Below are 26,551 nucleotides of genomic sequence, written 5' to 3' on the forward strand. Positions count from 1 at the left end.
ATTGCGCACAATTTAGTAAACTGTAATGAACTTATTGAGCCATTTTAAAAATGATATTTGCTAAATTACAAGGGTATTTTAATTGTAAGACATGTTACAAAACAGAGTTGATCCATATGGCAACCTTATCAAATCTCCTGCGAGGGGTACATTTATGGGGAATAGGGGATTGCTGCACAATGAAAAGCAGGAGATTCGACGCCTTTTTAAGCTCACTGCCTGGATAACCTGCGTGTTGGAATTTAAAGATAGGAAGCGGCCGGTAATGGCTCCGGGACAATATACTGAGTTGTTTTTTCTTGATGAACCCACCTCATTTGCTGCTGGTCACCGACCGTGTTTTGAGTGTCGCAGAGCTGAGGCGACTGCTTTCAAAACGTTTTGGTTAAAAGGAAATCCTGAATATGGATTTAACGCTAAAACACCAATAAAAGCGATAGATGATATTCTTCAACAGGAAAGGATTGATCAAAATAACAAAAAGGTTACCTTTCTGGAATACCCGGATGCACTACCAGACGGCACATTTATTATCTTTAAAAATGAACCTTATTTAATAAGGAATGGAATGATGTATCTCTGGTCGGTAGAAGGGTATGGGATAGCAAAGTTGTTGCCGAAAGAAAAATTATCTGTTTTAACTCCAAAATCTGTTGTAAAGACATTTAGAACTGGGTACCTTCCTTCATTTATAGAATAGAAAAGAATATGAAGTTTGCCATAGGAATCTGTTTATTACTTTCTTTGATCCAATCTGTGGGTGTATGCCAGAATTCGAAACAGCATTCATTCGCTGCCAACTATAAACTGATAGCCCATCGCGGTGGTGTGGTGGATAGCCTTTCTGCGGAGAATAGTCTTTTAGCATTAGAAAAGGCAGTAAATAGAGGTTACTGGATGGTAGAAGTGGATTTAAGGTTAACCAGAGATGGAGTATTAATTACAAATCACGATAAGAATTTGAAACGATCTTTTGGTCTGGATGCGGATGTTTCGTCCATGACCTGGGAGCAGATCAGTAAGCTTAGAGATAAAAGAGGCAATAAAATATTAAAATTTGAGGAGGTACTCAATTACTGCGAAGGTAAACTGCAGGTTATGATTGATAATAAAATAGATGGAAACGATACCTTACTATTTGCAAAAGTGATAGACATGCTGAAAAGACACCATCTATACGAGAATGCGCTAATGATTGGTACAGATGAGTCTACTGATTTTTTTACTGGAAAGATAAAGCTCAGCTGTACCAGAAAGCAGCTTGAAGAAAATATGCTTAAAACCAATTACCTTTCATCTAACTATTTTCTTTTCTCTGATAGTATTTCAGAATCAGATGTTGAATGGGCTGGTAAGTATAATATTTTAGCCGTAGGTGTGATTAACTCCTGGGCGCTAAAATCGTCTGATGTTATGGGCAAGGCCAAAGAACAGGCTGATAAATTAAAGTCAACTGGGCTGCTCTATTTTCAAATTGATTCCGTATTCGATCATTTATTTAGCTATTAAAAAATAAGATGAAAAAATTACTAATCCCCGGACTTATAATGACCGTCTTGATGTCTGCATTCACCCTTAAGCAGCACAAGAAAGAAACTGTAACATTCACAAAAGAGAAATTACGTGATAAAATAAAAGGAGGCTGGGCAGGCCAAACTATTGGGGTGAGCTTTGGAAGTTATACAGAGTTCCGGCACAATGGTACTTTTATACAAGATTATCAGGTAATCCCATGGGGAGAAGGATATGTTAAAAAACTGATGCTGGAATGGCCGGATTTATATGATGACATATATATGGACCTTACTTTTGTCGAAGTATTGGATAGAGCTGGCTTTGATGCTCCTGTTGATTCATTTGCAAATGCCTTTGCAAATGCTTCCTATAATTTATGGCATGCAAACCAGGCTGCTCGTTATAATATTCTTAATGGAATAAAAGCACCAAAAAGCGGACATTGGCTAAATAATCCACACGCTGATGATATTGACTATCAGATAGAGGCAGATTTTGCAGGATTAATGCATCCGGGAATGCCAAATTCGGCAAGCACTTTAAGTGATAAAGTTGGCCATATTATGAATTATGGTGATGGATGGTATGGCGGAGTTTATGTTGGGGCAATGTACAGTCTGGCCTTTTTATCTGACGATGTGAACTACGTGGTGAATGAGGCTCTGAAAACCATACCAAAAGAAAGTGATTTTTATAAATGTATTGCCGATGTAATCAAATGGCATAAAAAATATCCAAACGATTGGAAGCAGACCTGGTACGAGGTTCAGAAGAAATGGTCAGAAGAAGCAGGGTGTCCTGAGGGTATATTCAGTCCGTTTGACATTGATGCGAAAGTTAATTCTGCTTATGTGGTAATGGGGCTGCTTTACGGAAAAGGAGACTACACAAGGACGTTGGAAATAGCTACACGTTCCGGACAGGATTCTGATTGTAACCCATCTACCGTTGGAGGGATTTTGGGAACAATACTAGGCTACAGTAAAATTCCGGATTACTGGAAAAAAGGATTAAATGGTAGTGAGGATCTGAACTTCAAATACACAAATATGTCTTTAAATAAAGTGTATGAAACAAGTTATCAGCATGCTTTGAAAGCAATTGCTGCAAATAATGGCAAAGTAGGTGATGCCGAAGTAATTATTAAGGTGCAAAAACCAGAGGTGGTGCGCTTGGAGAAAGGTTTTGAGGGAATTTATCCTGTAGCAAAAGAGCCACTTAATCGTAATATTGATGATGTTTATGAGTTTGACTTTGAAGGAACCGGATTTGTTTTGCGCGGCAATGCCGGAAAAAATGATCAGAATCTGGATGATTATGAACTTAAAGCCAAAGTATATGTTGATGGGCAGATCGTCGAAACTGCTCATTTACCTACCGCTTACAGAACCAGAAGACATGAAATTTGCTGGCGCTATCAGTTAGCCAGTGGCAATCATCATATAAAAATTGAGGTTTTGAATCCTAAAAAGGGATATTATTTAAGGGCATGGGATTACATAACCCATGGCGATAAAGCCATTGATGGGATAATGGCTCATAAATAGAATCAGTTTATAGATTAAGATAGCGTGTTATCATATGCTGTAGTTCATCAGAAATGGCTAATCCTGTTTTATTTTCAAGCTGATGCTGTGCAGAATTAAATTTCTCAATATAAGTGCCCGTTTGGTCGTTAAATTTTAAGTATCCCTGGTCGAAGAAACGTTCCTGTACTTCGCCAGATGAATCCATTGAACGGAAAACCAGGGGTGAAATTTCAAATGTCTGTTTGTTTATGTACAGCCATCTGAATATGTCAGCAATGTCTGCATTTGCAGGCAGGTCATTGCGTTTCACTTCCAGTAAGCAATCGGAATCATTTTCCAGGTAATATAAGCAGGTAAAAGGAGGTTTCATGTATTTCTAAAAAGCAGATGTGGGCCGAAAATAAAAAAAGTTATCTGTCTTTCTTCCATTTTTGTAATCCTTTTTCAAAAAAATGATCAAAGAGATGCGCTTACTATAGTGATCTTCTGGTAAAGAAATATTATAATCCATAACCATAACCATAAGCGATCCGATGTTTTTTTAAACATTAATTCCAACGCTTCAAAGACTGTGGTGTTTAGGCTTACATAAATTGTAGAACTGTTTTTTTCTTGTAAGATGTTTCTAACTTTTCCCATAATTGAACTCCTTTCTGTAGCAGATTTGGGTAGTAATATATCAATAGGCTGGTCATATTAAAGTTACCTTTAATATTGCTTAAAAAAGAATAATAAGTGGTTGATTTTCAGTATATTTATATATTACACGAGTAATGAATTCAACCGTATGAAAAATAAGATATTCTTCTTGGTTTTTCTAGCTTGTTTCCCGTTGATGTTAAGTGCACAAAGGGTTGTGATGATAAAGATTGATGGTGCAATTAATCCGGTTTCAGCGTCCTTTGTACATAACGGAATTGAAAAGGCAACGAAGGAAAAGGCAGTATGTCTGGTTATTCACCTCAATACACCGGGAGGCTTACTACAATCTACCCGTACTATTGTTAGCGATATTTTAACCTCACCAGTTCCGGTAGTGGTTTACGTTTCACCATCCGGCTCACATGCAGGTTCTGCCGGAGTTTTCATTACCCTTGCAGCTCATGTTGCCGCGATGGCACCCGGAACCAATATTGGTGCTGCGCACCCTGTGAACCTGGTAGGTAAGACAGATTCAGTAATGAATGTAAAAGCCACCAATGATGCCGTAGCATTTATCAGAAGTATAGCTGAAAAACGAAAACGCAATCTTGAATGGTCCGAGGATGCAGTCAGAAATAGTTTGTCGATTACTGAAAATGAGGCACTCAATAAGAAGGTAATCGACTATATCGCTGCAAATGAAAATGAATTACTTAATCAAATAGATGGACGAAATGTAGAACTAGGCTCCGGAAATGTTACTTTACATACCAAAGGAGCTAAAATTCAATATGTAGAGATGAGTGCTTCCGAGAAGTTACTTGACTTTATCAGTAACCCCGATGTTGCTTATGTTTTACTCATGCTGGGCATGGCAGGGATATACTTTGAATTGTTTAACCCCGGAGCAGTGTTGCCAGGAGTGGTTGGGGTAATTAGTTTGATTCTTGCCTTTTATGCTATGAATACTTTACCTGTTAATTACGCCGGATTAATGTTGATCGTCTTTTCTCTGGTTCTTTTTCTGCTCGAAATTAAGGTGGTTAGCCATGGGGTGCTGGCAATTGGAGGTGTGGTTTCGTTGTTTCTGGGTTCGGTAATGCTGTTCAAGTCAAGTTCTTCATTAGATATGATTAAAATATCTACGGGAGTGGTTATTTCAGTTACTGTTTTAAGTGCCACTTTCTTTCTCTGTGTAATAGTTTTAGGCTTGCGGGCACAGCGACTCAAAACGGTAACAGGGATTAATATCTTACTGGGCCAGACCGGAGAAGCGCTGAGTCTGCTTAACCCACAGGGTCAGCTACAGGTAAATGGAGAAGTGTGGACTGCGGAATCAACTAAAGGAAAAATTAATAAGGGTGAGCTTGTAAAAGTAATAAAGGTTAAAGGGCTTACTTTATTTGTTGAGCCACTAGGGCGTACTGTATAATTCTATTTTTAACTAAAAGGAGGTGTTTATGTATTACAATGTTTTTATTATAGTGCTCATTTTTTTTGCTGTCATCGTACTTTCCAGCGCGATTCGTATACTTCGTGAATATGAACGGGGAGTTGTTTTTCGCTTGGGCAGGGTGCTAGACAAAGGTGCAAAAGGACCTGGATTGATTCTTTTGATTCCTTTTATAGATAAAATGGTAAGAATATCACTGCGTATTATTGTTATGGACGTGCCTCCTCAGGATGTGATTACAAGAGATAACGTATCTATAAAGGTTAATGCTGTGATTTATTTTAGGGTAATAGACCCTCAAAAAGCTGTGGTGGAGGTTGAGAATTTTTTAACTGCTACCTCTCAGTTTTCGCAAACAACATTACGTAGCGTGCTGGGGCAATCGGAGCTTGACGACCTGCTTTCGCAACGCGATAAAATAAACCTGCACCTGCAACAGATCATTGATCTGAAAACGGAACCATGGGGCATAAAGGTAACGGCGGTTGAGGTAAAGCAGATAGACCTTCCTCAGGAAATGCAAAGAGCAATGGCTAAACAGGCCGAGGCAGAACGTGAAAGGCGTTCAAAAGTGATTTCTGCCGAGGGAGAGTACCAGGCCTCGCAACGTTTATCGGATGCTGCAAAGATCTTAAGCGAACAGCCAAGCGCACTTACCCTGCGCTATCTGCAAACACTTCGTGAAATTGCAACAGAAAATAATTCAACAACGATTTTCCCGGTACCAATTGATCTGTTGAAACCTTTTATGCAACCATCCGTAGAACTGCATCCAAAGGAAGATAAGCCAGTTAAGGATGCAGGTGGTGATGACCCTACTTAATGATATCTCTAATGTAATGGTAACTAGAGAGCTTGCTGTAACGACATTTTAATCTAAAAATCCAGCGAAATATCTTCCTGATTTGCATACTTTATTGATTAGTATATGAAATTCTATTTCAAAATTAGGAGGCAATAGTTTATTTTTGTTATGGGTTAACTAAAGGTAACCGGTTACCTTTAGTTAACCCATTTAAGTATGGCAACAATAAATATCAACGGAAATATAAAGGAGGCAACCTGCGAACAGGAACTATCAGCAATTCGTGATAGCCTCGAAATACTTGGTGGAAAATGGAAACTAAGGATCATGCGATACCTCAACAATAGAAAGGATGGCCAGAATACTTTCAAAAAAATCCAGCGTGAAATAGAAGGCATTTCGGCCAAAATGTTATCAAAAGAGCTGCATGATCTTGAGATTAATCTGCTTGTTTCCCGGACCGTGCTGGATACCCGACCCATTACCGTAAAATATGCGATCACTGAATACGGTAGCAGTGTGCTGCCGGTAACAGAGAGTTTAGTGATATGGGGGCTTAATCACCGAGAAAAGATAAAAGCATAGAAAGGAAGCTAATCCTTTAAGGGATCGTTTTTGGCGATATTCTCAATTTCTTTATTTAGGAAAAAAGACAGGCCCGTTCTGATAAGTACAGTACCGGCTAATATTCCTAAATCTTCAAATGAAGGATTAAGTATGGTATCAATGATGTCGGAGGCGATTAAGAATTCCAGACCAAGCAATAGATAATACCCCACCTCGATTTTTATCTGAACAGTTTTTTCTAACGAAAAGGATCGGTTGAATCTACCAAATTCATTATTGATAAATTTAAATAAGCCTATTACAGCACCATAACAGATAATTGCGATACTGACGTAGCTAATGATATTAGATATAGTTTGGAGTAGCTGCGACATGGTTATTGCTGAATAGGGTTTGAATTAAATATACGATTTAGGATGCAATTATAAAATTCACCAATATTGCACAAAGACAATTATTTAAAAAATGTAAGTATTTTTTTACTAAAATTTATATAGATTGAAGTAATGCTTAGATTTGAATTATAGAAAGAGAATATGCAAAAGATTTATATGGGAGATGCAGGGCCTAAAGTGTCACCTGCAGTATACGGTTTTTACAGATGGGATGATGTTAAGGATGCTGATGCTACTTTAAAAAAGATTTTTTATTTGTGCATGGAGCTGGGTATTAACACCTTTGAACATGGCGACAGTTACGGTTCCGAGAAATGCGAACAATTATTTGGAGAGTTGCTAAAAGAAGGCGCTTTTAAAAGAGAAGAGGTTGTTTTATTTAGTAAATGCGGACTAAGGCTTCCAAATGCACAGCGCCCTGATATCAGAGTTAAACATTATAATACCTCAGCAACTCATATTATTGCCAGTGTAGAGCAATCATTAAAGAATTTGAGAACTGATTATATCGATATCTTTTTATTAGATAAACTAGATCCAATCTCTAATCTTGAAGAAACAGCATTAACCCTTGAGCGACTGAAAGAATCAGGTAAGATCAAAAACATTGGTGTAGCAAATTTCTCCGTTTTTCAGCACCAGTTATTGGCTTCTTATTTGACTAAGCCAATTGTAACCAATCATATTGAGCTGAATCTTCTGAATATGCAGGCATTGGATAACGGACAGATTGATTATATCAAACAACGTTACATGCGCCCGCTGGCTTACGCTCCTCTTGCAGAAGGCAGAATTGCTGCAGGAACAGATAAACAAGCCGTTAAGGTGCGCGAAAAGTTAGAGGAATTAAGTGCAAAATATAATGTACATATTGAATCATTGGCCGTAGCGTGGTTAGTTAAATTGGGCGCTTTACCACTTATTGGTACCACAAACGAACAAAGAATAAGAAACGCAGTAAATGCCTTTACTATAGAACTAGATCATCAGGACTGGTATGAATTGTATAACGTTTCGGTTGAAAACAGCAATCTAAAAAACACTTTGTAGCTCTAAGAAGAAACCTACATTTTTTTTAAAAAATTAGTAGGTAATCCAATTTACAGTCGTATATTTGCGGTGAGAGCGTTAATTTAAGCGGGAGTGGCCAATCTGGTTTATTCCCGCTTTCTTTTTTTTAGCATTTTTTTCTAAGCAAAAAGACCACCCACAATTCCCTCTGATTCTATTCAAATACTCACTGCTAAGGGGAGAATACTGATGCTGAAACCCAAATATGCCTATGCTACTTAAAAAACTTTAAATTTTTATGTTTTTTAAGTGGTTGATATAGAGTTAAAACCCGATTAATGTATCGTAAAAGGATGTTTTTTAGCTCTAATTAGTGTTTAAATATTTGCACGCAAATGAATTATTTCTATCTTTGCAGCCTTAGCTGATGAAGCTAGAAATAAAAAAAGTAAAGTTAGCTTTTATAAAAATAAAGTTGTTACTTTGCAATCCCTTCGAAAAAGGGAAAAAGAAGATACCAGTTCGGGGTGTAGCGTAGCCCGGTATCGCGCCTGCTTTGGGAGCAGGAGGTCGTAGGTTCGAATCCTGCCACCCCGACACAACTACTTAGATGAGTAGTTTAATATTGACCAGTAAAAACAGATACCAGTTCGGGGTGTAGCGTAGCCCGGTATCGCGCCTGCTTTGGGAGCAGGAGGTCGTAGGTTCGAATCCTGCCACCCCGACACAATTATTAGATCCTGTAAGCTATTAGCTTACAGGATTTTTTTATTCTCTATGGATTAAAATAATTTTATATCTTTGCATCCAATTCCTGATTTGTTAACCTTTAAAATATCAAGGAATCATGACAGAGCATATCTACATATCGCCCCTTTCGCTCATTGCCTAATAAGGCAGTCAAACCGCCGTTTTATTAAACAATTAACAATTGCATAAGTAATTTCTGCAATGTTTGTCTCCACCAATTCATTGGGTTTTTCTGAGCACTTTTAAATGGGTATATCCTTACACAAGGACGAACTGAGATTAGAAATCCAATTCAATAAAAAATTAAAATGAAAGTGTGATGAACACACAGGAATGGTCGTACCGTATTAAATCGGTACGTCAGAAAAGACGACTCGTTAAAACAGATCGTGATAAGCAGCTGATACAGTTTGACAAACGACGCGCAGAACTTTGGCAACAAAAGAGGCTTTTGCCACTGGTACCATTAGAACATCCCTACCAACGTGGCTGGAAACGTTTTTTTGTACTTCGAGAAGATTTAAAACATAGTCCAAGGACAGCGTTTTATGAAACACTGCTTGCGAAGATAAACACCGTTGAATACCATTACGATAAGACGTTCAAACGGAAGAAGCGACCTAAAAAGCGCTATGGGTACGAAGTGAAGCAACAATTATTGCGTGAGTTTTCCATTTATAGCTGGGATGCTAAAAAGGTGAATTTAACCGACGACGAAAAGGCTTGCTTTACATGCGTTGAAACCTTTGATGTTAAAACCAGACGCGTAGGTATAAAATACGTATTTACTCAGCCTTGGCGATATAAGTTAAAAGTTACACCCCATATGATTACGCATATAAAGTTGATGGATCTGGATATTGAAAGAGAGCTATCATATATAGCCGATCATATTGATAATCATAACCTAGAACCACGCATTAACTTGCTAACGCGAGGCAGAGGGTACCGTTGGAGCGGATGGTTTTACGAGCAGAATAAATACATTAACAAAATTAAAAACATACCCAGATACAGCCCAAAAGAAGCTTATCTGGAATTAGAAACATAAACCCACATGGGCAATTTAAGAACAAAAGATTTAAGTAAAATAGGTTATCATAATGATCAGCTGCGAAGCCTGGTTATTGGCATAGCCTCCAAAAATTTCAAACACTATAGTAAACAACAATTGCTGGATCTGTTGGTGAATATTAACAATGATCCGCAAGCATTTTTGGATAATGAATTAACAAGTAAGATAGCTGAGAAGATAATAGGCAAAGTAGAAGGGGCATCGTTTAAAACTTACGAGTTACGCGATGAACCGGTATTCTGTAAGACATACGGAGGTAAGGGTATTGAACAATCAGCCAAAAAGCAAATGGAACTTGCAGGTCTGTTGCCGGTAAGCGTACAAAGTGCTTTAATGCCAGATGCGCACATGGGATTTGGGCTACCAATTGGTGGTGTGTTGGCTACAGATAATGCAGTGATCCCATATGCAGTGGGCATGGATATTGGTTGCCGAATGGCGCTTTCTATTATTGATGAAAGTGATAGTTTTATAAAAAGATTTGAATATCAAATCAAGGAGGCATTAAAAAATCACACTCATTTTGGAATGGAAGGTGGGTTGGATATGAGGCAAGAACATGAGGTTTTAGATAGTTTGGTGTTCAATGAAGTATCTTTTTTGAAACCATTAAGAGGTAAAGCTGTAAGGCAATTAGGGACATCCGGCAATGGTAACCATTTTGTAGAGTTTGGCGAAATTGAATTGTTGGCCGATAATACCTTAGGATTACCCGCTAAGAAGTATACTGCATTATTAACACATTCGGGAAGCCGTGGTTTAGGTGCAGCTATAGCTAAACACTACACAAAAATAGCTATGGATAGCTGTAAACTACCACGGTACGCACAACAACTAGCTTGGCTAGATATTAATAGCGAAGCCGGGCAGGAATATTGGCTTACTATGACATTGGCCGGTGATTATGCTAAAGCTTGTCATGACCGCATTCATGCAAACCTTTTAAAAGCATTAGGGTTAAAGGCGCTCCATGTGGTGGAAAACCATCACAATTTTGCCTGGAAGGATAAATTAATTGATGGTAAAGATGTGATCATACACCGTAAGGGGGCGACCCCAGCGCATAAAGGTGAACTGGGTATCATTCCTGGCAGCATGACAACACCGGCTTATCTGGTGTCTGGCAAAGGAAACTATGATGCATTATACTCTGCATCACATGGCGCTGGCCGTGCTATGAGCAGGCAAAAGGCTAAGGATAGTATGACTGTGTCTGCCATGAAAAAGTTGCTTGCTAATGCCCGTGTTAGCTTGATTGGAGGGACGGTTGAAGAGAACCCTTTAGCTTATAAGGATATTGAAACCGTTATAACTGCACAACATGATTTAGTGGAAATACAAGGTAAATTTTATCCACGTATTGTTAGAATGAATAAAGAGTAGTGATGAAGGAAATTATGATACAGATTACATCAGGTAAGGGCCCGGCACAATGCTGCCGGGTATAATAACATAAAATAATTCAGAAAGCATTCAGGCTCCATCTAATGAGAAACCCATATTTTCCGATAAGTTGAGGTTATTTCCCTTCTTTGGAATCCTTTGGCGAATTCCTGAAGTCGGAGGGCGACAAACCCATATTCTTTTTGAAAAAATTGGAGAAATAGGCCATGTCCTCAAAACCAAGTTCAAAAGTGATGTGTTTTACAGATTTATCAGTATAATATAAAAGCCGTTTGGCTTCTACGATAATCCTTTCCTGGATAAGTTGCGAAGGGGTCTTCTGGTTGAAGATCGCAAAAAGATTAGACAATGTCTTGGGCGATTTGCAAAGCTGTCCGGCATAAAAACTAACGGAATGTTCCGATTTGAAGTTTGCCTCAACCAGCAGATTGAACTTTCGGATAATATGGAACCGTTCGTCCGGCAGTTTCTTTACTGGAACATGCCCCGCTTTAGCCAAATGCGTCACATAGCTGATCAGACGCTTTAATAATACCAGCAGCATTTCATTCTGGATATTGTCGGAAATCTTAAACTCATCAATGAACACATCGCAGAGCAGTTTCAGCTTTAGCTTTGCCTCGTCGCCTAGCTGGATGAACAAATGGTCTGTACTGCTGAATAGGAATCCCACACAGCTTACTTCGCTATCGTGATCAATAATGCAATAGAATTCGCGGTTAAACTGCCAGGCAACGATGCCCTCAGAATTTTCGAAGCTGAAGGATTGGTTGAACAGCAAAGTTACCAATGAATCCTTTGGAAAAACATATTCAGCTCCGTCGATAGTGATGGCTTGGCTTTCTCCTGGATTCCAGGCAATGGTAAAATACTTGTCGAATCGATCTTTGGTATAAAACAACCTGCTGAAACTTGGTTCATCCTTAAAAATCAGCAATTCGCCATTTGTATCTTCCTCTCGTAGTTTGAGCTTCATCTATGATGACGTTTAATCTTTAGCAAGATATCAAATCTGGTTTCAAAATGCAAGATTTCGGGAATGCCAGCTTAAGATTTTAGTTACTATCGTTAACAAAAAATGGCAGGAAATCATTTGATCTGCCTACCACCGGTCACTGCTATTTATAGCCTGAATCCCAATTCCAGTTTCTCATTTTCACCGAGAAAGGATGATGAAGTTGCTGTATTTGTCACTGCTTCGGAATAGATGTAAATGGTATTGTGTTAGGCAACAGCAAAATGTTGCTGATGGAGGAAGGTATCAAGGAATCGTTTTTCAGAACGATAAGATCAATGCAGCAGATATTCTCATTTTCGGAGGCAAGCCGTATAACGAACCAATCGTGGCAGAAGGTCCGTTTGTTATGAACAGTTATGCTGATATAGCAACTGCCTACCGGGACTTTTTTGCCGGAGCCTACGGAAGTATTAATCTATCATCGCTGCGATAAATTGTAAAATGTAAGACAAAGAATGAACAGGCGAAACAATTTCTGCAACTTATCGGTTATAGCTAGGCGCCTTGGAGATTGAGATGGCCGTTTAGGTGAGTTAACAATTACATTATGAAAAACAACGATCAATTTGCTGCACAGGAAGCCCAGGTACTCTGGACAATAAATAAACGTCTTGAGGCGATAAGACAAAAGAACCTGGAATTGACTTTATCATTTTATTCTCACCGGATTGTTTCTTTTGATGTGGTTGATCCGCTTCAGCTTTCAGGTCTGGATGACATCAGAATGCGCCTGAAAAATTGGTTCTCCACTTTTGGTGAAGGCCCGATTGGTTTTGAGATTGCTGAGCCTTTTCTTTTGGTGCGCGAGGATGTAGCTTTCTGCTATAATTTAAACCATGTATTTGCCGCAAAGAAGGATGGGGGAATCCTGGATATGTTCTGGAGGGAAACTACCTGTTATCAGAAAATGAATGGGAAATGGTTAATTGTTCATTCGCACAATTCAGTCCCATTTGACATTCAAACAGGAAAGGCCTCGGTAGGTTTAAAGCCGACGACTGAAGGCTAGGAACTGTCGTGCTGTATTAAATCGGTATGTCGGAAGTTAATAAAAAGACCTTGGCTTTTTAAACAGTGCCAATTATGTGAGTAGATTTTTCTTAGATTTACTGCTTTTAAAATTGGCAAATATTTGATGATCAAATCTATTAAAGGGCTGCATGCCAAATTGATCGGTAACAGTGCTGACACGCCACTCCAGGCCAGAATTTTTCATGAAGTTAGCCTGATCGCTATGATCGGTCTTCCTTTGGCAGTGCTGGTAAATATTGTGATAAAGGTGCCATTAGCCAATATAGCACTCTCAGCTGGCTGGATGGTAACTGCAGCGATGTACATCAATTCCAGATATTTTGGAAGACTGCAGCTTAGCTTTATCATATTTAGTGCAGGTACGAGCTTATTGATGGCATTTAACTATTTCATCAATTCAGGTATACATGGACCTACATTGATACTTTATCTTCTTTCGCTGGTTTTTACTTTGTCTGTAATGCCGACCAGGCAGTATGTATTTTGGATGCTGATTAACGTGGGTATTGTTGGTGGGTTATTGTTGGTTGAGTATTATAACAGAGGATTTGTAAAAGTCACCTATGCAAAGCGAAGTGATCTGTTTTTGGACACAGCTACAACTTATATCTGTGTAGTTGTTTGTATGGGTGCGGTATTTTCTTACCTGATCAACAGTTATCAACGGGAAAAGAATAATGCCCTGGCTGCTTCCCTTGCTTTAAAAGACGCCAATGATTCCAAAACCCGGTTATTATCTATTTTATCGCACGACCTGCGTTCTCCGTTAAATTCAATTGCCAGTTTTCTTGAAATGCTCCATGAATATGAATTATCGCCGGATGAACGCCGATTTCTGGAAAAGAACCTGCTTAATGAAACAAAAAACACGCAAGTGCTGCTGCATAATTTATTGAACTGGACAAAATCGCAGATGGACGGTGGTACCAGCGTAAATATGGTGAGACTGAACCTGTTTGAAATAGTATCAACCTGTTTGGCTGTACAACAAGCAGCAGCAGATATAAAAACGGTCACAATCGGTGTGAATATTGATCCCTCTGCCGAGCTTACGGCGGATCTGGATATGCTTAAACTGGTGATCCGCAACCTGATTAATAATGCGATTAAGTTTACGCTGCCAGGTGGGAATATTCAAATATATAGTTCCAGAGATTCTGGTCGTGTGAGGTTACATATTATGGATAACGGCGTGGGCATTCCGGTGGCAAGGCAGGGAAATCTCTTTGAGCTGAATGCCGCATCTACTTACGGCACAAGCAACGAAAAAGGTGTTGGGCTTGGCCTGAACTTATGCAAGGAGTACACTGAGATGCAGAAAGGTAAGATCAGTTTTCATAGCGTACCGGGTAATGGAACAACCTTCACATTAGAATTCCCTGAAGCGAATGATGAAGGCATTGTGGGTTCACACACTGGTAATTACTTAACTACAGACTCAAGTAAAGAATTGGCTTCCCAAACTCCTCAGATTTAGGAATACCCCAATATTTCGTCAATCATACCGAATTCTTTGGCTTCTGTAGCTGTCATCCAATAATCGCGAGCTGCAACTTCATTTATTTTATCATAGCTCTGACCACTACGCTCAGCAATGATCTGGTACAATTCGTTTTGAATCTTAAGTACCTCTCTGATACTGATGTCCATGTCTGCAGCAGTTCCTTGCGTTCCGCCAGAGGCTTGATGGATCATTACCCTTGAGTGTTTTAGGGCGGAGCGTTTCCCATCTGTACCTGCACAAAGCAATACTGAAGCCATAGAGAGTGCAATACCTGTACAGATTGTGGCAACATCAGGCCTTATATATTGCATGGTGTCATAAATACCAAGCCCGGCGTAGACTGATCCACCTGGAGAATTGATATATAGCTGGATGTCTTTTTCAGCATCGGCAGACTGTAAAAAGAGTAATTGTGCCTGTATCACATTGGCATTTCTATCGTCTATAGGCTCACCAATAAATATAATCCTATCCATCATCAAACGTGAAAATACATCCATCTGCGCTACGTTTAATTGCCGTTCTTCTATGATGTAGGGGGTCATAGCAAATGGACCAACATTGGCTGATGTTTGGGAGATGTGACGATCTACATGTAGACTGTTGATCCGATGGTGTTTTATTGCATAATTGCGAAATTCGTTGTTCTTCATGTCTGTTGTTATTAGTTAAATTTTTAGGCATAGATTGCCCATGCCTCTGGTTTGGAGGGGTATAATTGTTAGTGCTAAATTAAATGCGGAAGTTATTTGCCGAAAAGCTGCATGATCTTTTGCCTGAAAGAATGATGCTCTGGAGCAGTAAACAACTTTTCATGTACCTGATCTATTTCTTTTCTCAGCTGCAGTCTTCCGAATTTATGGACCAGACTATATGTTTTTTGCTGCCAAAAAACACTTTCCTTTAAATTTGGTTGAAGCAGAAGATTAGCTTCAAAAAGGAGTATGTCTTCTGTATCTGTATCAGATAAAAGAAAATCCTCTATTAATCGCAGCTCATTCCATGATGTCTTCATATTCCAATGATTTTTCTTTTACAGTTTCTTTTATTTTTTCGAGGCATTTAAATTTCTGAACAGTTGCTGACCGGGCGCTTGAAAATCCAAATCGTTCAGCCAGTGTTTCCATATTCAGCTTTTCATAATAAAAAGCGCTTAGGAGCTGCATACATTTCTGACCTGCCGTTTGCATCAAATGAAGTAATCTGGAAGAAGATACCTCTTCATAGACAGAATCAGCCGGGGCTGCGTCTTCATCTAGTTCAATATTCAATTGATCAAGAGGCAGCTGCTTGCTGGTTTCTTTGTACCGTTTATTCCAAAGATATTTGGTAATGCCAAAAAGGTATGCTTTTTCGCTATGTTTAAGCACTATCTTAGCATGCTTTACTTTTTCATAATAAATGATCAGCGCATCCTGAAAAATATCTTTGGCTTCATCAAATGATCCGCCCATTCTACTCACATGGCTTGCTACAAGAGGAAAAGTATCCTGGTACAGCGACATCAGCAAAGCTTCATTATCTGTGCTTACTTTATCTTTATTGAGTTTTGTAACCATTGCAACTATGTTTTAATAGTATGTGCCAGTTTGGACATAAATATCACCCAAATCTGGTAATTATTTTTTACTATTTTTTTTCTACATAGAAAGCAATACGGCTACATAATGGCAAATTGCTGCGGCAAGTACCATTGCGTGCCATAAGGAATGCGTATATGATCGTTTACCAAATAGGTAGACAATAGTTCCGGCCGAATATAATGCCGCACCGATAAAAAGCATAATGACCACAGATTCCGGAAGCACTGAAAAGAATCTATTGCCTCCAATAACCATCATCCAGCCCATAAGCAAGTAAATAATTGTTGACACTATATTAAACTTGCCCGTAAACCATATTTTAAAAAATACACCTAAAAGCGTTAGTCCCCATAATACCGAAAGCAGGGTGATACCGAAATGGTTGTTCATATAGATGAGTAGGAAAGGAGTGTAGGTTCCGGCAATCAGGAAATAAATACTAATGTGATCAAAGATTTCGAATAATCTTTTTACTGCCGGTTCCAGGGCCAGGTGGTATACCATTGAGCAAGTAAATAAAAGCATAAAGCAAAAGCCGTATATTCCGGCGCCGACAATTGCCGGGACATTGTTGTGAGCGGTTGCAATTCCTACTAATACCGGGAGGCCACTAACGCCAAATACGACTCCAATACCATGTATCAGTCCATGAACCAGTTCTTGTTTTCTGGTATACTTGTATTTAAGTTCCCCCATCAAATAAGTAACAATTGAACTTTGTAAAAGTTACCTATATACCAATGTTTATTGTAATGTAAATAATTATCTTAGTTGTCCAAACCTTTAAATTATGAAGGCTTACCTAATCCACTAAATATGAATTTCAGATACTTGAGGATAGCAATATTTACGCTTTGCATGCTATTCTCCATAAATATATTTGCCGTAGAAGGTGTTCCGGCCCTAATTCCGCAGCCAGTAAAGTTTCAAAGGCTTCCAGGTAGCTTCAAAATAAGCAAGACTACTAAACTGATTGCAGCTCCTGCAAATAAAGAAATAGCAGAATTATTCGCTGCTATGATCAAAGTGCCAACAGGCTTTACATTAAGTCACGCATCGGGGGGAGTTTCAACCATTCAGTTAGCTATGAACAAAGCTTACAATAAGCAGATAGGCGAAGAAGGGTATACTTTAGATGTTAAGCCAGCCAAGATTACTATCCAGGCAAACAAGCCTGCAGGTCTTTTTTATGGCATGCAAACTTTAATGCAACTGTTGCCAAAAGAAATAGAAAGTGCAGAGATTATTAAAAATAAAGTATGGTCTATACCCTGCGTTAAAATAACAGACTATCCAAGATTTGGATGGAGGGGTTTAATGCTTGATGTAAGCAGGCATTATTTCCCAAAAGAAGTGGTTAAAAAATACATCAACCAGCTTGCTAAATACAAAATGAATGTATTTCATTGGCATTTAACTGATGATCAGGGATGGAGGATAGAAATTAAAAGCTTACCACAACTTATTGAAGTAGGGGCCTGGCGTGCTCCAAGAATGGGCTTATGGTGGAAACGTGATCCACAAGGGGCAAATGAGGTTGCAGATTATGGAGGGTATTATACCCAGGAAGATGTTAAGGAAATTGTTAAATATGCTCAGCAACGTTTTGTAACCATCCTGCCCGAAATTGATGTTCCCGGACACAGTTTAGCTGCACTTGCTGCTTATCCGAACTTGTCATGCACAGGCGGGCCCTTTAAGGTAAATGTTGGCAATACCTTTTATGGTGTTGATGACAATGCATTATGTCCGGGTAACGAGGAAAGTTTCGTGTTTATGGAAAAAGTATTGGGAGAAGTGGCAGCGCTTTTCCCCGGTCAGTATATCCATATTGGTGGTGACGAATGTTTTAAGGGATTTTGGAAAGACTGCAAAAAATGCAAGAAAAGAATGAAGGACGAAAACCTGAAAACCCCGGAAGAACTGCAAAGTTATTTCATCAGGCGTATGGAAAACATCGTTAAGTCTAAAGGCAAAAAAATGATGGGGTGGGACGAAATTCTGGAAGGTGGATTGGCACCCGAAGCTACGGTAATGAGCTGGAGAGGAATGAAAGGAGGCATCGAAGCAGCAAAAATGAATCACCATGTGATAATGACTCCTGCCGATAATTGTTATCTTGATCTTTATCAGGGAGACCCAGCTGCAGAACCACCAACTTATTCTATGCTTACCTTATCAAGTTGTTATAATTTTGAACCCATTCCGGCTGAAATACCTGATCCTTCACTGATATTAGGAGGTCAGGGCAATTTGTGGACAGAATCTGTTCCGAATTACCGCCATGTAGAATACATGACCTGGCCCCGTGCCTTTGCCTTGGCTGAAGTTTTCTGGTCGCAAAAAGAAAACAAGGGATGGGATAGCTTTATCTCCCGTATGGAGCATAATCTTGAAAGGTATGATGTAGCAAATATCAACTATGCAAGAAGTGTGTATGATGCCACAATAAAACCTTTAAAAGACACTGTTAATAAAACGCTGCGTATTGCATTAGCTACCGAGATAAAGAAATTAGACATCTATTATACGTTTGATAATACTTATCCGGATAACTTCTCTCCAAAGTATACCGATACCCTTACAGTACCAAAAGGAGCAGATCATTTAAGGGTTTTAACTTACCTCGATAGCAAACCAATGGGTAAAATGATTACTGTTAGTATAAAAGATCTGGAAAAGCGTACGGAAGAGTAAGCAAATCTTACTAATTTTGGCCTAAAGAAGATATTTATTACCATGCTTGGATTAAAATTATTGACGGACCCGCGGTGGGCAAACATTGCTGAATCGAATTTAGAAGAGATTTTGACTGACCATGCCTGGTGTGAACAAAAAGCAGCAACGAATGCCATTACCCTGATCGCCAATAATTCAGAACATATGGATTTGGTGCAGGAATTAACAGCTATTGCTATTGAAGAAATGCAACACTTTAAGATGGTGGTTGATATAATTGAGAAACGTGGGTATACACTTGGTCGTGAGCGTAAAGACGACTATGTTGGTCAATTGGTTAAATTCAGTCGAAGGGATGGAAGCAGAAACTCGGCTTTTATTGACCGTCTTTTATTTGCGGCGATGATTGAAGCCAGAAGTTGTGAGCGCTTCCGCGTACTGTCGCAAAACATCAAAGATGAAGAACTTGCAAAATTCTATTATGACCTGATGGTGTCAGAAGCTGGCCACTATACTACTTTTCTGAACTTCGCCCGCAAATATACCATTGATATTGATGTGGATAAAAGATGGAAAGAATGGCTTGAATTTGAAGGTGAGCTTATACAAAGTTTCGGCAATAAGGAAGCCATTCACGGCTAATTGTTTACTTCATCTTTTCAAACACAAACTTTGCGTCTTGATAATTGATTGGAACGTTTTTTTTGAAGTAACGTATGTTCATATAAATTTCCATTGAACCTTCGCCCATAATTAACTTTCCGTCTTTTTTTAACAATGCTATGGGAGCCTTGTGCCATGTCTCAACTCCATAATGCTGAAAGCGATAAGTTCCCTTTAGTTCGTCTCCTTTTACAATTCCGGTTACATCACCGGAATCTTTATAGAGACCATGGTAATTTATTTCAAGCTGCCCGAAGAACTCCTTGTCAGTAATGTTTATTTTAAAAGTAGCAGTATCATCTTTACTTATAGCGCGATATAATGTTTTGGTGTTATCTTGTTCTACGCTAGTACTTGAACAACCGTATGTCGCGAAAGCGACAATTAAACATAGAATTTCTGCAAATTTCTTCATATAATGATGAGTACCTTCAAATATATGCTAATTTTTATCTCCACATAAATTGATAAAGATTTTCTGATTAATGGATTATTAAGTAAATATTAACCAGATTTAGTTTTTTTGCTTACAAGACCATAACCAAATAAAACCACGGATGCGAAAAATTATTGCACTTATTTTTGTACTGTTTATCTGTACATCAATTTTTAACATAACTCAGGCTCAGTTAACTACAACCGGTTTTTCAGGCGATAAAACTACCTGGAGGGGATTTGACCGATATGATTTTCTAATGGATACACTCAGCTTGGAAATAACTCCATTTAAAGCTGTTGAAAGTGAGGGTTTCGGGATTAATGTTGAGGTAAAAGGGAAGGTGCGCTGTCTGGTTGTTGTACCAAAAACTGCAGCCGCAGGAAATCCCTGGTCATGGAGAGGATTCTATTGGGATCATGAACCCCAGTCGGAAATCGAGTTGTTAAAAAAAGGTTTTTTTATAGGATACATTAACTGCGATGCTGGCAGACAATGGGATGCATGGTATGCCTTTTTAACCAAGGAACATGGGTTTTCAAAAAAACCGGCCTTTGGTGGAATGAGTAGAGGAGCTATTAATGCCTATGCCTGGTCTGTAAATCACCCTGATCAGGTATCTTGTATTTATGGAGACAACGCTGCAATCATGCCAGAAAGTCTGGCAAAAATAGCAGAGCTTGCTAGACACGATGTTCCTTTATTAAGTATCTGCGGTTCCGAAGATTTTCTGTATGAAAAAAATACGCTGTCTATTGAAAATATTTATTTACAAATGGGTGGGAGAATGACTGTTCTGGTTAAAGACGGGACAGCTCATCATCCGCACAGTCTGCGCAACCCAGGTCCTATTGTAGACTGGGTTGTTAAAAATGTTGCTAAAGCAGCGCCATTGCCAGATTTTATTGATGATGACTTCATCAAGTCTTATTACTATAATACTCAAAGCAGCTACCTGTATTTAAAAGAAGAAAATACATGGATGACCGCCAGAGGCCCCGGTTATACACCTTATTATGAGCAATATGAAGTTAAAGGAAAGAGCCGCTATGGGGTGTCTTCAATGATTATTATAGCACCTAATAAAGCCGCTGAAGGCAAACCATGGGTTTTTAGAAGTGATCGGATGGACAGAAATGCCCTGGTAGATCAGGCTTTGCTGGCTCAAGGATATCATATTGTTATTACCCCGCTTACCGCACAATCAGGTGCAGTAATGGAACAGTGGGATGGGGTTTATAAAATGCTAACTGATCATGGATTCTCCAAGAAACCAATATTAGAAGGATCAGGAGTTAATGCAGGGGAATGTTTTGCATGGGCAATGGAAAATCCGGAAAAAGTTTCTGCCATTTATGCTGTAAATCCGGTGATGCGCAGTTTGATGACCAAAAAGAATCTGTTCGATGGACTTAGTCTGATTGCAAAGGAAGCTGTGCCCTTGTTAATTGTTTCTGGAAGTCAGGACCCTTGGTTTAAGGAGCATACTAAGGTAATAGAACAACATTACAAGAAGCTTGGTGGGAAATTAAAAATTGTAATAAAAGAGGGGCAGGGGCATTTTATTACAATAGCGCCTGAGGTTATTGTGGCACAGATTACTAAATATTAGTAATCTGTGTATAATTATTGATTTAGTTTTGCAATTGCGTCTTCCGAGCTGCCTACAAAATTTACTTGTTTGCCTTTGTTGCTTTCGTAAATAAAGTCTTTCATACTTTTGCTTTGGTATTTACTGAAGTCACCAACAATAGCAAGGCGAACCCTGTAATTTGAGAATTTTTGAAGAATTTCTCCTGCAATACCTGTTTTCAGATCAAAGAACTCAGTACATATATTTTGTTCCTGAAGGATAATTCTATCAACATCCTGGTAGTATAAATCTGCCAGTAACTGTAATCCTTCTTCCGGATTCTTAATCAGGACTTTATCAGAGACGACCTCTGCAATTCTTATTTCTCCTGTTTGATGTATTTCTATATTCATTTGGATCTCTTTTGACTCAAACATAAGAATATATACGGGTTTTTATTATAATGCTTTTGCTTTAATGATCTCAAGAAGCTGGTTTAACCGGTAAGCAATTGGCTTCTTTATAACCTGTTTTTCACAAAAACTTCTCCAGGTAATTGTCCAAATTGATTTTTGTAGATCGCAGCAAAGTATCCCGGTTTTAAATATCCAAGTTCATTGCCTACCTCATTTATTGTATTAAAATTTCCACTTTTCAAGAGCTCTTGTGCAAGGTTTAATTTTTCGCGAATAAAGAAACTGTTGGGGCTTTCCTTAAATATTCTCTTAAACAGCTTCTTATATTTAGAAATAGACATGCCGGCCATGTAAGCCAAAAAATCTATTCCGGGAAATGCTCCCAAAAGTTGCTCCATCAGATAAGTTTGAGTTTTGATGATCTGCGCAGTATCTAATTCAGAAAGTTTCCCTAATACCAGGTCATTTTCATTTATACGTTCTACCAGGTATGCAAAAACCTGCAATGAGGTTCCACGCAAAGAAAGTTCAAATGATGGGTCGTTATAATTTCGCGTTCTGAGTTTAAGAATACAAAGACGGGTGCGACTGTCCATGTGGCTTGTAAAAACGATTGTGTTATTTTGCCCCATTTTAGGACCACCTATAGATCCTAACAGATACTTTTGAAGCAGGGGTTTAGCTATGAGCAACCAGAATGAATACATTTTAAAAGAAGGGGTATAGCTGCTTTTTAATGTGGCATCGACCACAATCATTCCCAATTTCGAATGATAATTAACTTTGCTGTGGTTAATTTTTTGAATATCAATTTCATCGCTTAGATCATAATAGGCAATGTAAAAGTCTTCCGCATTTACTACTTGGTTTAGTTCAACACTTCTTTGCAAAGTAAAATCAACAACAAGGGCCATTAATCCGGGCATTACCTCCATAAAATAAGAACAGCCTTGAGCTATATCATGAGGAATTGATATTTGTTTTCCTGTTGCCATTACAATGATGCTGCATATTCTTTAGGCGACATCCCAAAGTAGCTTTTAAATTGCTCTGATAAATGAGAGGTGCTTGTGAAATTTAATTTTTCGGCCAATTCTCTAATGGTATACTGTCCGGATCCAAGTAAATCTCTTGCAAGTTCAAGCTTGTTGTTTAGGAAGAAGGCATTAGGAGTTTGGCCGGTGATTTTTTTATATAGTTTCTTGTATTTTGTTGCCGACATATTTGCCTCAGCAGCTAACGAAGTTATTCCGGGGAAAATGCCCTCTTGTTTTTTAATCAGGCTTGTTTGTGAGTTTAATATCATTGCAAGATCTGTACGAAGAACTTTGCTAATCATTATTTCTCTTTTCATGATGTTATCCAGGCAATCTGCCAGCAAGTTGTAAGCCAAACCACTTAATAGGAGGTTGAAAGATATGCTTCCTGGAGTGCTTTTCCTGAACTCATTGATGATATGCCAACTGTTGCTACTCATATGGGCATAATGCAGAAGGGTATTTTGCTTCTGATCAAAAACTCTGTTTAGTACCTCATCAAGGATACCTGTTTTGGATAGATATTCTCTTAGAATATGCTTCTTTAAGAAAAGTGAAATGCCGTACGATTTACTTCCGGACTTTATTACAAAATCTATATCAAGTTGACTATCTGTAATCGCCAGATTGTAATTCCATCGCCCCACCGACCGTGAAATATCATCCATAACGTGAACCAGATCTCCTTCAGTAAGATTGAAATATATTCCTGCAAAATCATTTTTAATATTCCTGACTTTGTACAACACATCCTGATGATAAATCACATCTACCAGCATAACCGTAATGTTTTCGCTTATTTGAAGCGTATAATAAGTGCCCGTTAATATATCATCAGGAACAATGATAAAATTGCCGCGTACAAATCCGCCAAGGTTAACGGCCAATTCTTCAACCCAATCTGTCTCAACTCCAAAGCGATAAATTACTTCTTTCATACTAAAATGAACAAGTATGGGGAGCTATCTCGTTAATTATTGTGCATTTTTTTCTTAATTTCATAAAAAATGTCCTCATCGGGTATTTTTAAACCTTATTTTGGCTCTTATTTGTTGTTGGTGGCGCTAATTTTGCGAAATAATTTGATATCCTTATCAAATTTATCAAAGTAATGGGGGTTAATGTACAGGGTAAAGAAGTATTTTTGTTAGAATGTGGGTCCGATAGGCATGTCGGGCTGCATTCTGAGCAATTGGTGATTGAGGTAATAGATATAATGCTTAAGCAGGAGCTATATACAATGCCTGTTTTTTATAATAAAAAATACATTGGAGTTGTTCGGTTTAAAGATCTTATCAGTTTTCTTACCCACGAAGAGCGAGAAGAAAACCTTATTTTTCATAAATTGAATTACAGCATAGAAAGTGTTATGATCATGCTGACAGAAAGAGGCGAACTGGCATACACAGCTTAAGTTCAGAATTCAAACAGAATTCCAATCTACCTTTGCTTTTTATATAAAATTTTATATGATAAGTAAACTATTTAAGGGCAGATATAGCGTCTTATTTTCTTTTTTAGCCATTTTTGTTTTTATCTCCTTCCTGATCCGTACTGTTTTGTTTATTGATTCGATTGGCAAAACGGACTTTTCATTCTTAGGTGTATTAAGAATTTACCTGCTCGGTTTTGTTTATGATTTTGGAGTAGGTCTCTTTTTAACCACTTTGTACAGCTTATATTTACTTATACTTCCAGATAGATGGTCGGCTTCAATTGCAAATAAGATCATTACTTATGTGGCTCTTTTTATAATCCTTCTTATCTCTTTCTTTTCATTTTTTGCTGAACTTACTTTCTGGCAAGAGTTTGAAAGCAGGTTCAACTTCATTGCTGTGGATTATCTTGTTTATACTTATGAAGTCATCAACAACATAAATGAATCATATCCGCTGCCATTATTAATTGGTGGAGTATTGGTAATGGTGTTATTGGTAATGTGGCTTTTTGCAAAGAAGAGGATTTTTAAAAATGTTTTCCAATCTGTTGTCGCATTTAAGAGTAGGGCAGTTATAACCGGGATTTTGCTTGTTATTACGTCATTATATGCCTTTTTCCTAACAAATTCCTTTGCCGAATCAAGTACCAACCGATACGAAAATGAACTATCAAAAGCAGGTATTTATTCCATTTTTGCAGCGTTTAAAAACAACGAGTTAAATTATAACCATTTTTATGCTTTACTCCCTTTAAATGAGGCGTTTGGTATAATGAGAAGTGAGCTAAAGGATCAGCAGAGCACTTTTGTAAATGATGGAAACTCAATTAAAAGGAATATCCAAAACGGTGGTCAGGTTTATAAACCAAACGTAATCATGATTACTGTTGAAAGCCTAAGTGCCAGTTTTCTTGCGCATTTTGGCAATACACAGAAACTAACACCCGTACTTGATTCTCTTGCCGATAAGAATCTAATGTTTACAAATATGTATGCAACAGGTACCCGTACAGTTAGAGGTATGGAAGCGCTAAGCTTATCCATACCTCCAACGCCTGGTAGCAGTATTGTAAGAAGACAGGGAAATGAAAACCTGACAACCGTGGGCCATATCTTTGAAAAAGAGGGATACACCAGGACATTCTATTATGGCGGGGATGGCTACTTCGACAATATGAACGAATATTTTGGCAGTAACGGCTTTAACATTACAGACAGGGGAAGAAATATCAAAATTGGAGATAGTTATTTGACAAAAAGAACGATCATTCAGGATGATCAGATTCATTTTGAAAATGCCTGGGGAGTTTCGGACGGAGATCTTTTTGATGCAGTTATAAGGGGCTCAGATGCCGATGATAAGGCAGGGAAGCCATTTTACAGTTTTGTAATGACAACCTCAAATCATAGGCCTTTTACCTTTCCAGCGGGAAAAGTAGATATGAAACAAGGCAATAGGGAAGGTGCAGTTCGTTACACAGATTATGCCATTGCAACATTCCTTAAAAATATTGAAAAGAAAGCATGGTATAAGAATACGATTGTGATAATAGTGGCGGATCACTGTGCCGCCAGTGCCGGAAAGAATGAAATTGATATCGACAAATACCACATTCCGTGCATCGTTTTAAATTTACCTGTAAAGGGCAAAATGGTAATAGATAAGCTTTGTTCACAAATTGATCTTTATCCAACATTGTTTAGCCTTTTGGGATGGAATTATGAAAGCAACCTGTATGGTCAGAATGTATTAAATCCGACCTATCAGCCCCGAGCAGTTTTAGGTACTTATCAGAAACTAGCTTATTTAAAGAAGGATAGTTTGGTCATATTAGGTCCTCATAAGGTTACAGAAACCTTTTTGTATCGCAAATCAAGTAATGAGCAAATCCCTGATAAGCTGTCTAAAACCGTAATAGATCAGGCAATAGCAAATTACCAAACTGCTTACGACTTGTTTAAAAACGGCGGATTGCATCAGTAACAGGGGCTTTAAAAAAAAATAGTAATCTAACATTTTTATGGC

28 protein-coding genes and 2 tRNA genes are annotated in these 26,551 nt (G+C 38.4%); 19 read left to right on the plus strand and 11 right to left on the minus strand.

Features of this window, described 5'->3' with window-relative positions; translation table 11 throughout:
* The first annotated feature begins 91 nt into the window (after positions 1–91).
* From AC1DDK_RS06440 to AC1DDK_RS06450, 3 genes are read left to right on the plus strand one after another with little or no spacing between them, the layout of a single operon-like run.
* Positions 92–700 (plus strand): hypothetical protein, encoded by a 609-nt coding sequence (locus AC1DDK_RS06440; protein WP_172660186.1) that lies wholly within the window; start codon positions 92–94, stop codon positions 698–700.
* Between the two features lie 8 nt (positions 701–708).
* A complete protein-coding gene (locus tag AC1DDK_RS06445) occupies positions 709–1,509 on the plus strand; it encodes a glycerophosphodiester phosphodiesterase (protein WP_172660187.1) in 801 nt (266 codons plus the stop codon).
* A gap of 8 nt (positions 1,510–1,517) precedes the next feature.
* On the plus strand, positions 1,518–3,062 hold the full coding sequence (locus tag AC1DDK_RS06450) for an ADP-ribosylglycohydrolase family protein (protein ID WP_337716838.1): 1,545 nt from the start codon (positions 1,518–1,520) through the stop codon (positions 3,060–3,062).
* A 7-nt stretch (positions 3,063–3,069) separates the two neighbouring features.
* Here the strand turns inward: AC1DDK_RS06450 and AC1DDK_RS06455 are convergent, their stop codons facing one another.
* Positions 3,070–3,414: a hypothetical protein gene (locus AC1DDK_RS06455; protein ID WP_288879225.1), complete on the minus strand. Its 345-nt coding sequence runs from the start codon at positions 3,412–3,414 to the stop codon at positions 3,070–3,072.
* Between the two features lie 417 nt (positions 3,415–3,831).
* On the opposite strand from AC1DDK_RS06455, the gene AC1DDK_RS06460 reads away from it, so the two are divergent.
* The 3 genes from AC1DDK_RS06460 (at position 3,832) to AC1DDK_RS06470 (ending at position 6,529) form a co-directional block, all read left to right on the plus strand.
* Positions 3,832–5,118 carry an NfeD family protein gene (locus AC1DDK_RS06460; protein WP_337716842.1) on the plus strand — a complete coding sequence of 429 codons (1,287 nt, stop codon included), beginning with the start codon at positions 3,832–3,834 and terminating at the stop codon, positions 5,116–5,118.
* Between the two features lie 28 nt (positions 5,119–5,146).
* Positions 5,147–5,962 (plus strand): slipin family protein, encoded by an 816-nt coding sequence (locus AC1DDK_RS06465; RefSeq protein WP_288879227.1) that lies wholly within the window; start codon positions 5,147–5,149, stop codon positions 5,960–5,962.
* A gap of 198 nt (positions 5,963–6,160) precedes the next feature.
* Complete coding sequence (locus tag AC1DDK_RS06470) at positions 6,161–6,529, plus strand: winged helix-turn-helix transcriptional regulator (RefSeq protein ID WP_172660192.1); 369 nt, start codon at positions 6,161–6,163, stop codon at positions 6,527–6,529.
* Between the two features lie 8 nt (positions 6,530–6,537).
* Here the strand turns inward: AC1DDK_RS06470 and AC1DDK_RS06475 are convergent, their stop codons facing one another.
* Positions 6,538–6,885, minus strand: coding sequence for a DUF1622 domain-containing protein (locus AC1DDK_RS06475; RefSeq protein WP_172660193.1), 348 nt, complete (start codon positions 6,883–6,885; stop codon positions 6,538–6,540).
* Positions 6,886–7,047: 162 nt separating this feature from the next.
* Between AC1DDK_RS06475 and AC1DDK_RS06480 the strand changes: the two genes are divergently transcribed.
* The 5 genes from AC1DDK_RS06480 (at position 7,048) to AC1DDK_RS06500 (ending at position 11,125) form a co-directional block, all read left to right on the plus strand.
* On the plus strand, positions 7,048–7,956 hold the full coding sequence (locus AC1DDK_RS06480) for an aldo/keto reductase (RefSeq protein WP_172660194.1): 909 nt from the start codon (positions 7,048–7,050) through the stop codon (positions 7,954–7,956).
* Between the two features lie 484 nt (positions 7,957–8,440).
* A tRNA-Pro gene (locus AC1DDK_RS06485) sits at positions 8,441–8,514 on the plus strand.
* 54 nt (positions 8,515–8,568) lie between these two features.
* Positions 8,569–8,642 (plus strand) — tRNA-Pro (locus AC1DDK_RS06490).
* 344 nt (positions 8,643–8,986) lie between these two features.
* Complete coding sequence (locus AC1DDK_RS06495) at positions 8,987–9,718, plus strand: hypothetical protein (protein ID WP_337716844.1); 732 nt, start codon at positions 8,987–8,989, stop codon at positions 9,716–9,718.
* Between the two features lie 6 nt (positions 9,719–9,724).
* Complete coding sequence (locus tag AC1DDK_RS06500) at positions 9,725–11,125, plus strand: RtcB family protein (protein WP_337716846.1); 1,401 nt, start codon at positions 9,725–9,727, stop codon at positions 11,123–11,125.
* Between the two features lie 136 nt (positions 11,126–11,261).
* On the opposite strand, the gene AC1DDK_RS06505 is transcribed toward AC1DDK_RS06500, so the two are convergent.
* Complete coding sequence (locus tag AC1DDK_RS06505) at positions 11,262–12,122, minus strand: helix-turn-helix domain-containing protein (RefSeq protein WP_172660197.1); 861 nt, start codon at positions 12,120–12,122, stop codon at positions 11,262–11,264.
* Positions 12,123–12,315: 193 nt separating this feature from the next.
* Here AC1DDK_RS06505 and AC1DDK_RS06510 point away from each other — a divergent pair, with 193 nt between their 5' ends.
* From AC1DDK_RS06510 to AC1DDK_RS06520, 3 genes are all read left to right on the plus strand, one after another.
* The gene (locus AC1DDK_RS06510) at positions 12,316–12,597 is read left to right on the plus strand and encodes a pirin-like C-terminal cupin domain-containing protein (protein WP_337716847.1); all 282 of its coding nucleotides are present in this window, start codon (positions 12,316–12,318) and stop codon (positions 12,595–12,597) included.
* A gap of 114 nt (positions 12,598–12,711) precedes the next feature.
* Positions 12,712–13,173 carry a YybH family protein gene (locus AC1DDK_RS06515; protein WP_172660198.1) on the plus strand — a complete coding sequence of 154 codons (462 nt, stop codon included), beginning with the start codon at positions 12,712–12,714 and terminating at the stop codon, positions 13,171–13,173.
* A 126-nt stretch (positions 13,174–13,299) separates the two neighbouring features.
* A complete protein-coding gene (locus AC1DDK_RS06520; RefSeq protein WP_337716849.1) occupies positions 13,300–14,673 on the plus strand; it encodes a sensor histidine kinase in 1,374 nt (457 codons plus the stop codon).
* Here the strand turns inward: AC1DDK_RS06520 and AC1DDK_RS06525 are convergent.
* The 4 genes from AC1DDK_RS06525 to trhA form a co-directional block, all read right to left on the minus strand.
* Positions 14,670–15,353 (minus strand): ATP-dependent Clp protease proteolytic subunit, encoded by a 684-nt coding sequence (locus tag AC1DDK_RS06525; RefSeq protein WP_337716851.1) that lies wholly within the window; start codon positions 15,351–15,353, stop codon positions 14,670–14,672. The two genes, AC1DDK_RS06520 and AC1DDK_RS06525, sit on opposite strands and share 4 nt — an antisense overlap.
* 92 nt (positions 15,354–15,445) lie before the next feature.
* Positions 15,446–15,715, minus strand: a complete 270-nt coding sequence (locus AC1DDK_RS06530) for a hypothetical protein (RefSeq protein ID WP_337716853.1) — start codon at positions 15,713–15,715, stop codon at positions 15,446–15,448.
* On the minus strand, positions 15,696–16,259 hold the full coding sequence (locus tag AC1DDK_RS06535) for an RNA polymerase sigma factor (RefSeq protein ID WP_288879255.1): 564 nt from the start codon (positions 16,257–16,259) through the stop codon (positions 15,696–15,698). Before AC1DDK_RS06535 ends, AC1DDK_RS06530 begins: the two co-directional genes overlap by 20 nt.
* Positions 16,260–16,340: 81 nt before the next feature.
* Positions 16,341–16,979: a PAQR family membrane homeostasis protein TrhA gene (trhA, locus tag AC1DDK_RS06540; RefSeq protein ID WP_172660203.1), complete on the minus strand. Its 639-nt coding sequence runs from the start codon at positions 16,977–16,979 to the stop codon at positions 16,341–16,343.
* A 120-nt stretch (positions 16,980–17,099) separates the two neighbouring features.
* Here trhA and AC1DDK_RS06545 point away from each other — a divergent pair, with 120 nt between their 5' ends.
* Entirely contained in the window at positions 17,100–18,980 is a 1,881-nt protein-coding gene (locus tag AC1DDK_RS06545) for a beta-N-acetylhexosaminidase (protein WP_337716855.1), read from the plus strand.
* Between the two features lie 42 nt (positions 18,981–19,022).
* Complete coding sequence (locus AC1DDK_RS06550; protein WP_337716856.1) at positions 19,023–19,604, plus strand: MiaE family protein; 582 nt, start codon at positions 19,023–19,025, stop codon at positions 19,602–19,604.
* A 4-nt stretch (positions 19,605–19,608) separates the two neighbouring features.
* On the opposite strand, the gene AC1DDK_RS06555 is transcribed toward AC1DDK_RS06550, so the two are convergent.
* Positions 19,609–20,040, minus strand: a complete 432-nt coding sequence (locus AC1DDK_RS06555) for a hypothetical protein (protein WP_337716858.1) — start codon at positions 20,038–20,040, stop codon at positions 19,609–19,611.
* A 142-nt stretch (positions 20,041–20,182) separates the two neighbouring features.
* Between AC1DDK_RS06555 and AC1DDK_RS06560 the strand changes: the two genes are divergently transcribed.
* Positions 20,183–21,673 (plus strand): alpha/beta hydrolase, encoded by a 1,491-nt coding sequence (locus AC1DDK_RS06560; protein WP_172660206.1) that lies wholly within the window; start codon positions 20,183–20,185, stop codon positions 21,671–21,673.
* 14 nt (positions 21,674–21,687) lie between these two features.
* On the opposite strand, the gene AC1DDK_RS06565 is transcribed toward AC1DDK_RS06560, so the two are convergent.
* From AC1DDK_RS06565 to AC1DDK_RS06575, 3 genes are all read right to left on the minus strand, one after another.
* A complete protein-coding gene (locus AC1DDK_RS06565; RefSeq protein WP_172660207.1) occupies positions 21,688–22,047 on the minus strand; it encodes a DUF4180 domain-containing protein in 360 nt (119 codons plus the stop codon).
* Between the two features lie 107 nt (positions 22,048–22,154).
* Positions 22,155–23,045, minus strand: a complete 891-nt coding sequence (locus AC1DDK_RS06570; protein WP_337716860.1) for a helix-turn-helix transcriptional regulator — start codon at positions 23,043–23,045, stop codon at positions 22,155–22,157.
* Positions 23,045–24,025 carry a helix-turn-helix transcriptional regulator gene (locus AC1DDK_RS06575; RefSeq protein WP_172660209.1) on the minus strand — a complete coding sequence of 327 codons (981 nt, stop codon included), beginning with the start codon at positions 24,023–24,025 and terminating at the stop codon, positions 23,045–23,047. The genes AC1DDK_RS06570 and AC1DDK_RS06575 overlap by 1 nt, the downstream gene beginning before the upstream one ends.
* A gap of 173 nt (positions 24,026–24,198) precedes the next feature.
* On the opposite strand from AC1DDK_RS06575, the gene AC1DDK_RS06580 reads away from it, so the two are divergent.
* Positions 24,199–24,501, plus strand: a complete 303-nt coding sequence (locus tag AC1DDK_RS06580) for a CBS domain-containing protein (protein WP_172660210.1) — start codon at positions 24,199–24,201, stop codon at positions 24,499–24,501.
* Positions 24,502–24,556: 55 nt separating this feature from the next.
* Positions 24,557–26,509 (plus strand): LTA synthase family protein, encoded by a 1,953-nt coding sequence (locus tag AC1DDK_RS06585; protein WP_288883226.1) that lies wholly within the window; start codon positions 24,557–24,559, stop codon positions 26,507–26,509.
* The last annotated feature ends 42 nt before the right edge of the window (positions 26,510–26,551 follow it).

The sequence above is a fragment of the Pedobacter sp. 05T44 genome (assembly GCF_056395985.1).

Bases quoted from the DNA above. Each gene is read 5' to 3' on its own strand.
- AC1DDK_RS06440 (WP_172660186.1), top strand. From the start codon at position 92: ATGTTACAAAACAGAGTTGATCCATATGGCAACCTTATCAAATCTCCT.
- AC1DDK_RS06445 (WP_172660187.1), top strand. From the start codon at position 709: ATGAAGTTTGCCATAGGAATCTGTTTATTACTTTCTTTGATCCAATCT.
- AC1DDK_RS06450 (WP_337716838.1), top strand. From the start codon at position 1,518: ATGAAAAAATTACTAATCCCCGGACTTATAATGACCGTCTTGATGTCT.
- AC1DDK_RS06455 (WP_288879225.1), bottom strand. From the start codon at position 3,414: ATGAAACCTCCTTTTACCTGCTTATATTACCTGGAAAATGATTCCGAT.
- AC1DDK_RS06460 (WP_337716842.1), top strand. From the start codon at position 3,832: ATGAAAAATAAGATATTCTTCTTGGTTTTTCTAGCTTGTTTCCCGTTG.
- AC1DDK_RS06465 (WP_288879227.1), top strand. From the start codon at position 5,147: ATGTATTACAATGTTTTTATTATAGTGCTCATTTTTTTTGCTGTCATC.
- AC1DDK_RS06470 (WP_172660192.1), top strand. From the start codon at position 6,161: ATGGCAACAATAAATATCAACGGAAATATAAAGGAGGCAACCTGCGAA.
- AC1DDK_RS06475 (WP_172660193.1), bottom strand. From the start codon at position 6,885: ATGTCGCAGCTACTCCAAACTATATCTAATATCATTAGCTACGTCAGT.
- AC1DDK_RS06480 (WP_172660194.1), top strand. From the start codon at position 7,048: ATGCAAAAGATTTATATGGGAGATGCAGGGCCTAAAGTGTCACCTGCA.
- AC1DDK_RS06495 (WP_337716844.1), top strand. From the start codon at position 8,987: ATGAACACACAGGAATGGTCGTACCGTATTAAATCGGTACGTCAGAAA.
- AC1DDK_RS06500 (WP_337716846.1), top strand. From the start codon at position 9,725: ATGGGCAATTTAAGAACAAAAGATTTAAGTAAAATAGGTTATCATAAT.
- AC1DDK_RS06505 (WP_172660197.1), bottom strand. From the start codon at position 12,122: ATGAAGCTCAAACTACGAGAGGAAGATACAAATGGCGAATTGCTGATT.
- AC1DDK_RS06510 (WP_337716847.1), top strand. From the start codon at position 12,316: ATGATGAAGTTGCTGTATTTGTCACTGCTTCGGAATAGATGTAAATGG.
- AC1DDK_RS06515 (WP_172660198.1), top strand. From the start codon at position 12,712: ATGAAAAACAACGATCAATTTGCTGCACAGGAAGCCCAGGTACTCTGG.
- AC1DDK_RS06520 (WP_337716849.1), top strand. From the start codon at position 13,300: ATGATCAAATCTATTAAAGGGCTGCATGCCAAATTGATCGGTAACAGT.
- AC1DDK_RS06525 (WP_337716851.1), bottom strand. From the start codon at position 15,353: ATGAAGAACAACGAATTTCGCAATTATGCAATAAAACACCATCGGATC.
- AC1DDK_RS06530 (WP_337716853.1), bottom strand. From the start codon at position 15,715: ATGAAGACATCATGGAATGAGCTGCGATTAATAGAGGATTTTCTTTTA.
- AC1DDK_RS06535 (WP_288879255.1), bottom strand. From the start codon at position 16,259: ATGGTTACAAAACTCAATAAAGATAAAGTAAGCACAGATAATGAAGCT.
- trhA (WP_172660203.1), bottom strand. From the start codon at position 16,979: ATGGGGGAACTTAAATACAAGTATACCAGAAAACAAGAACTGGTTCAT.
- AC1DDK_RS06545 (WP_337716855.1), top strand. From the start codon at position 17,100: ATGAATTTCAGATACTTGAGGATAGCAATATTTACGCTTTGCATGCTA.
- AC1DDK_RS06550 (WP_337716856.1), top strand. From the start codon at position 19,023: ATGCTTGGATTAAAATTATTGACGGACCCGCGGTGGGCAAACATTGCT.
- AC1DDK_RS06555 (WP_337716858.1), bottom strand. From the start codon at position 20,040: ATGAAGAAATTTGCAGAAATTCTATGTTTAATTGTCGCTTTCGCGACA.
- AC1DDK_RS06560 (WP_172660206.1), top strand. From the start codon at position 20,183: ATGCGAAAAATTATTGCACTTATTTTTGTACTGTTTATCTGTACATCA.
- AC1DDK_RS06565 (WP_172660207.1), bottom strand. From the start codon at position 22,047: ATGAATATAGAAATACATCAAACAGGAGAAATAAGAATTGCAGAGGTC.
- AC1DDK_RS06570 (WP_337716860.1), bottom strand. From the start codon at position 23,045: ATGGCAACAGGAAAACAAATATCAATTCCTCATGATATAGCTCAAGGC.
- AC1DDK_RS06575 (WP_172660209.1), bottom strand. From the start codon at position 24,025: ATGAAAGAAGTAATTTATCGCTTTGGAGTTGAGACAGATTGGGTTGAA.
- AC1DDK_RS06580 (WP_172660210.1), top strand. From the start codon at position 24,199: ATGGGGGTTAATGTACAGGGTAAAGAAGTATTTTTGTTAGAATGTGGG.
- AC1DDK_RS06585 (WP_288883226.1), top strand. From the start codon at position 24,557: ATGATAAGTAAACTATTTAAGGGCAGATATAGCGTCTTATTTTCTTTT.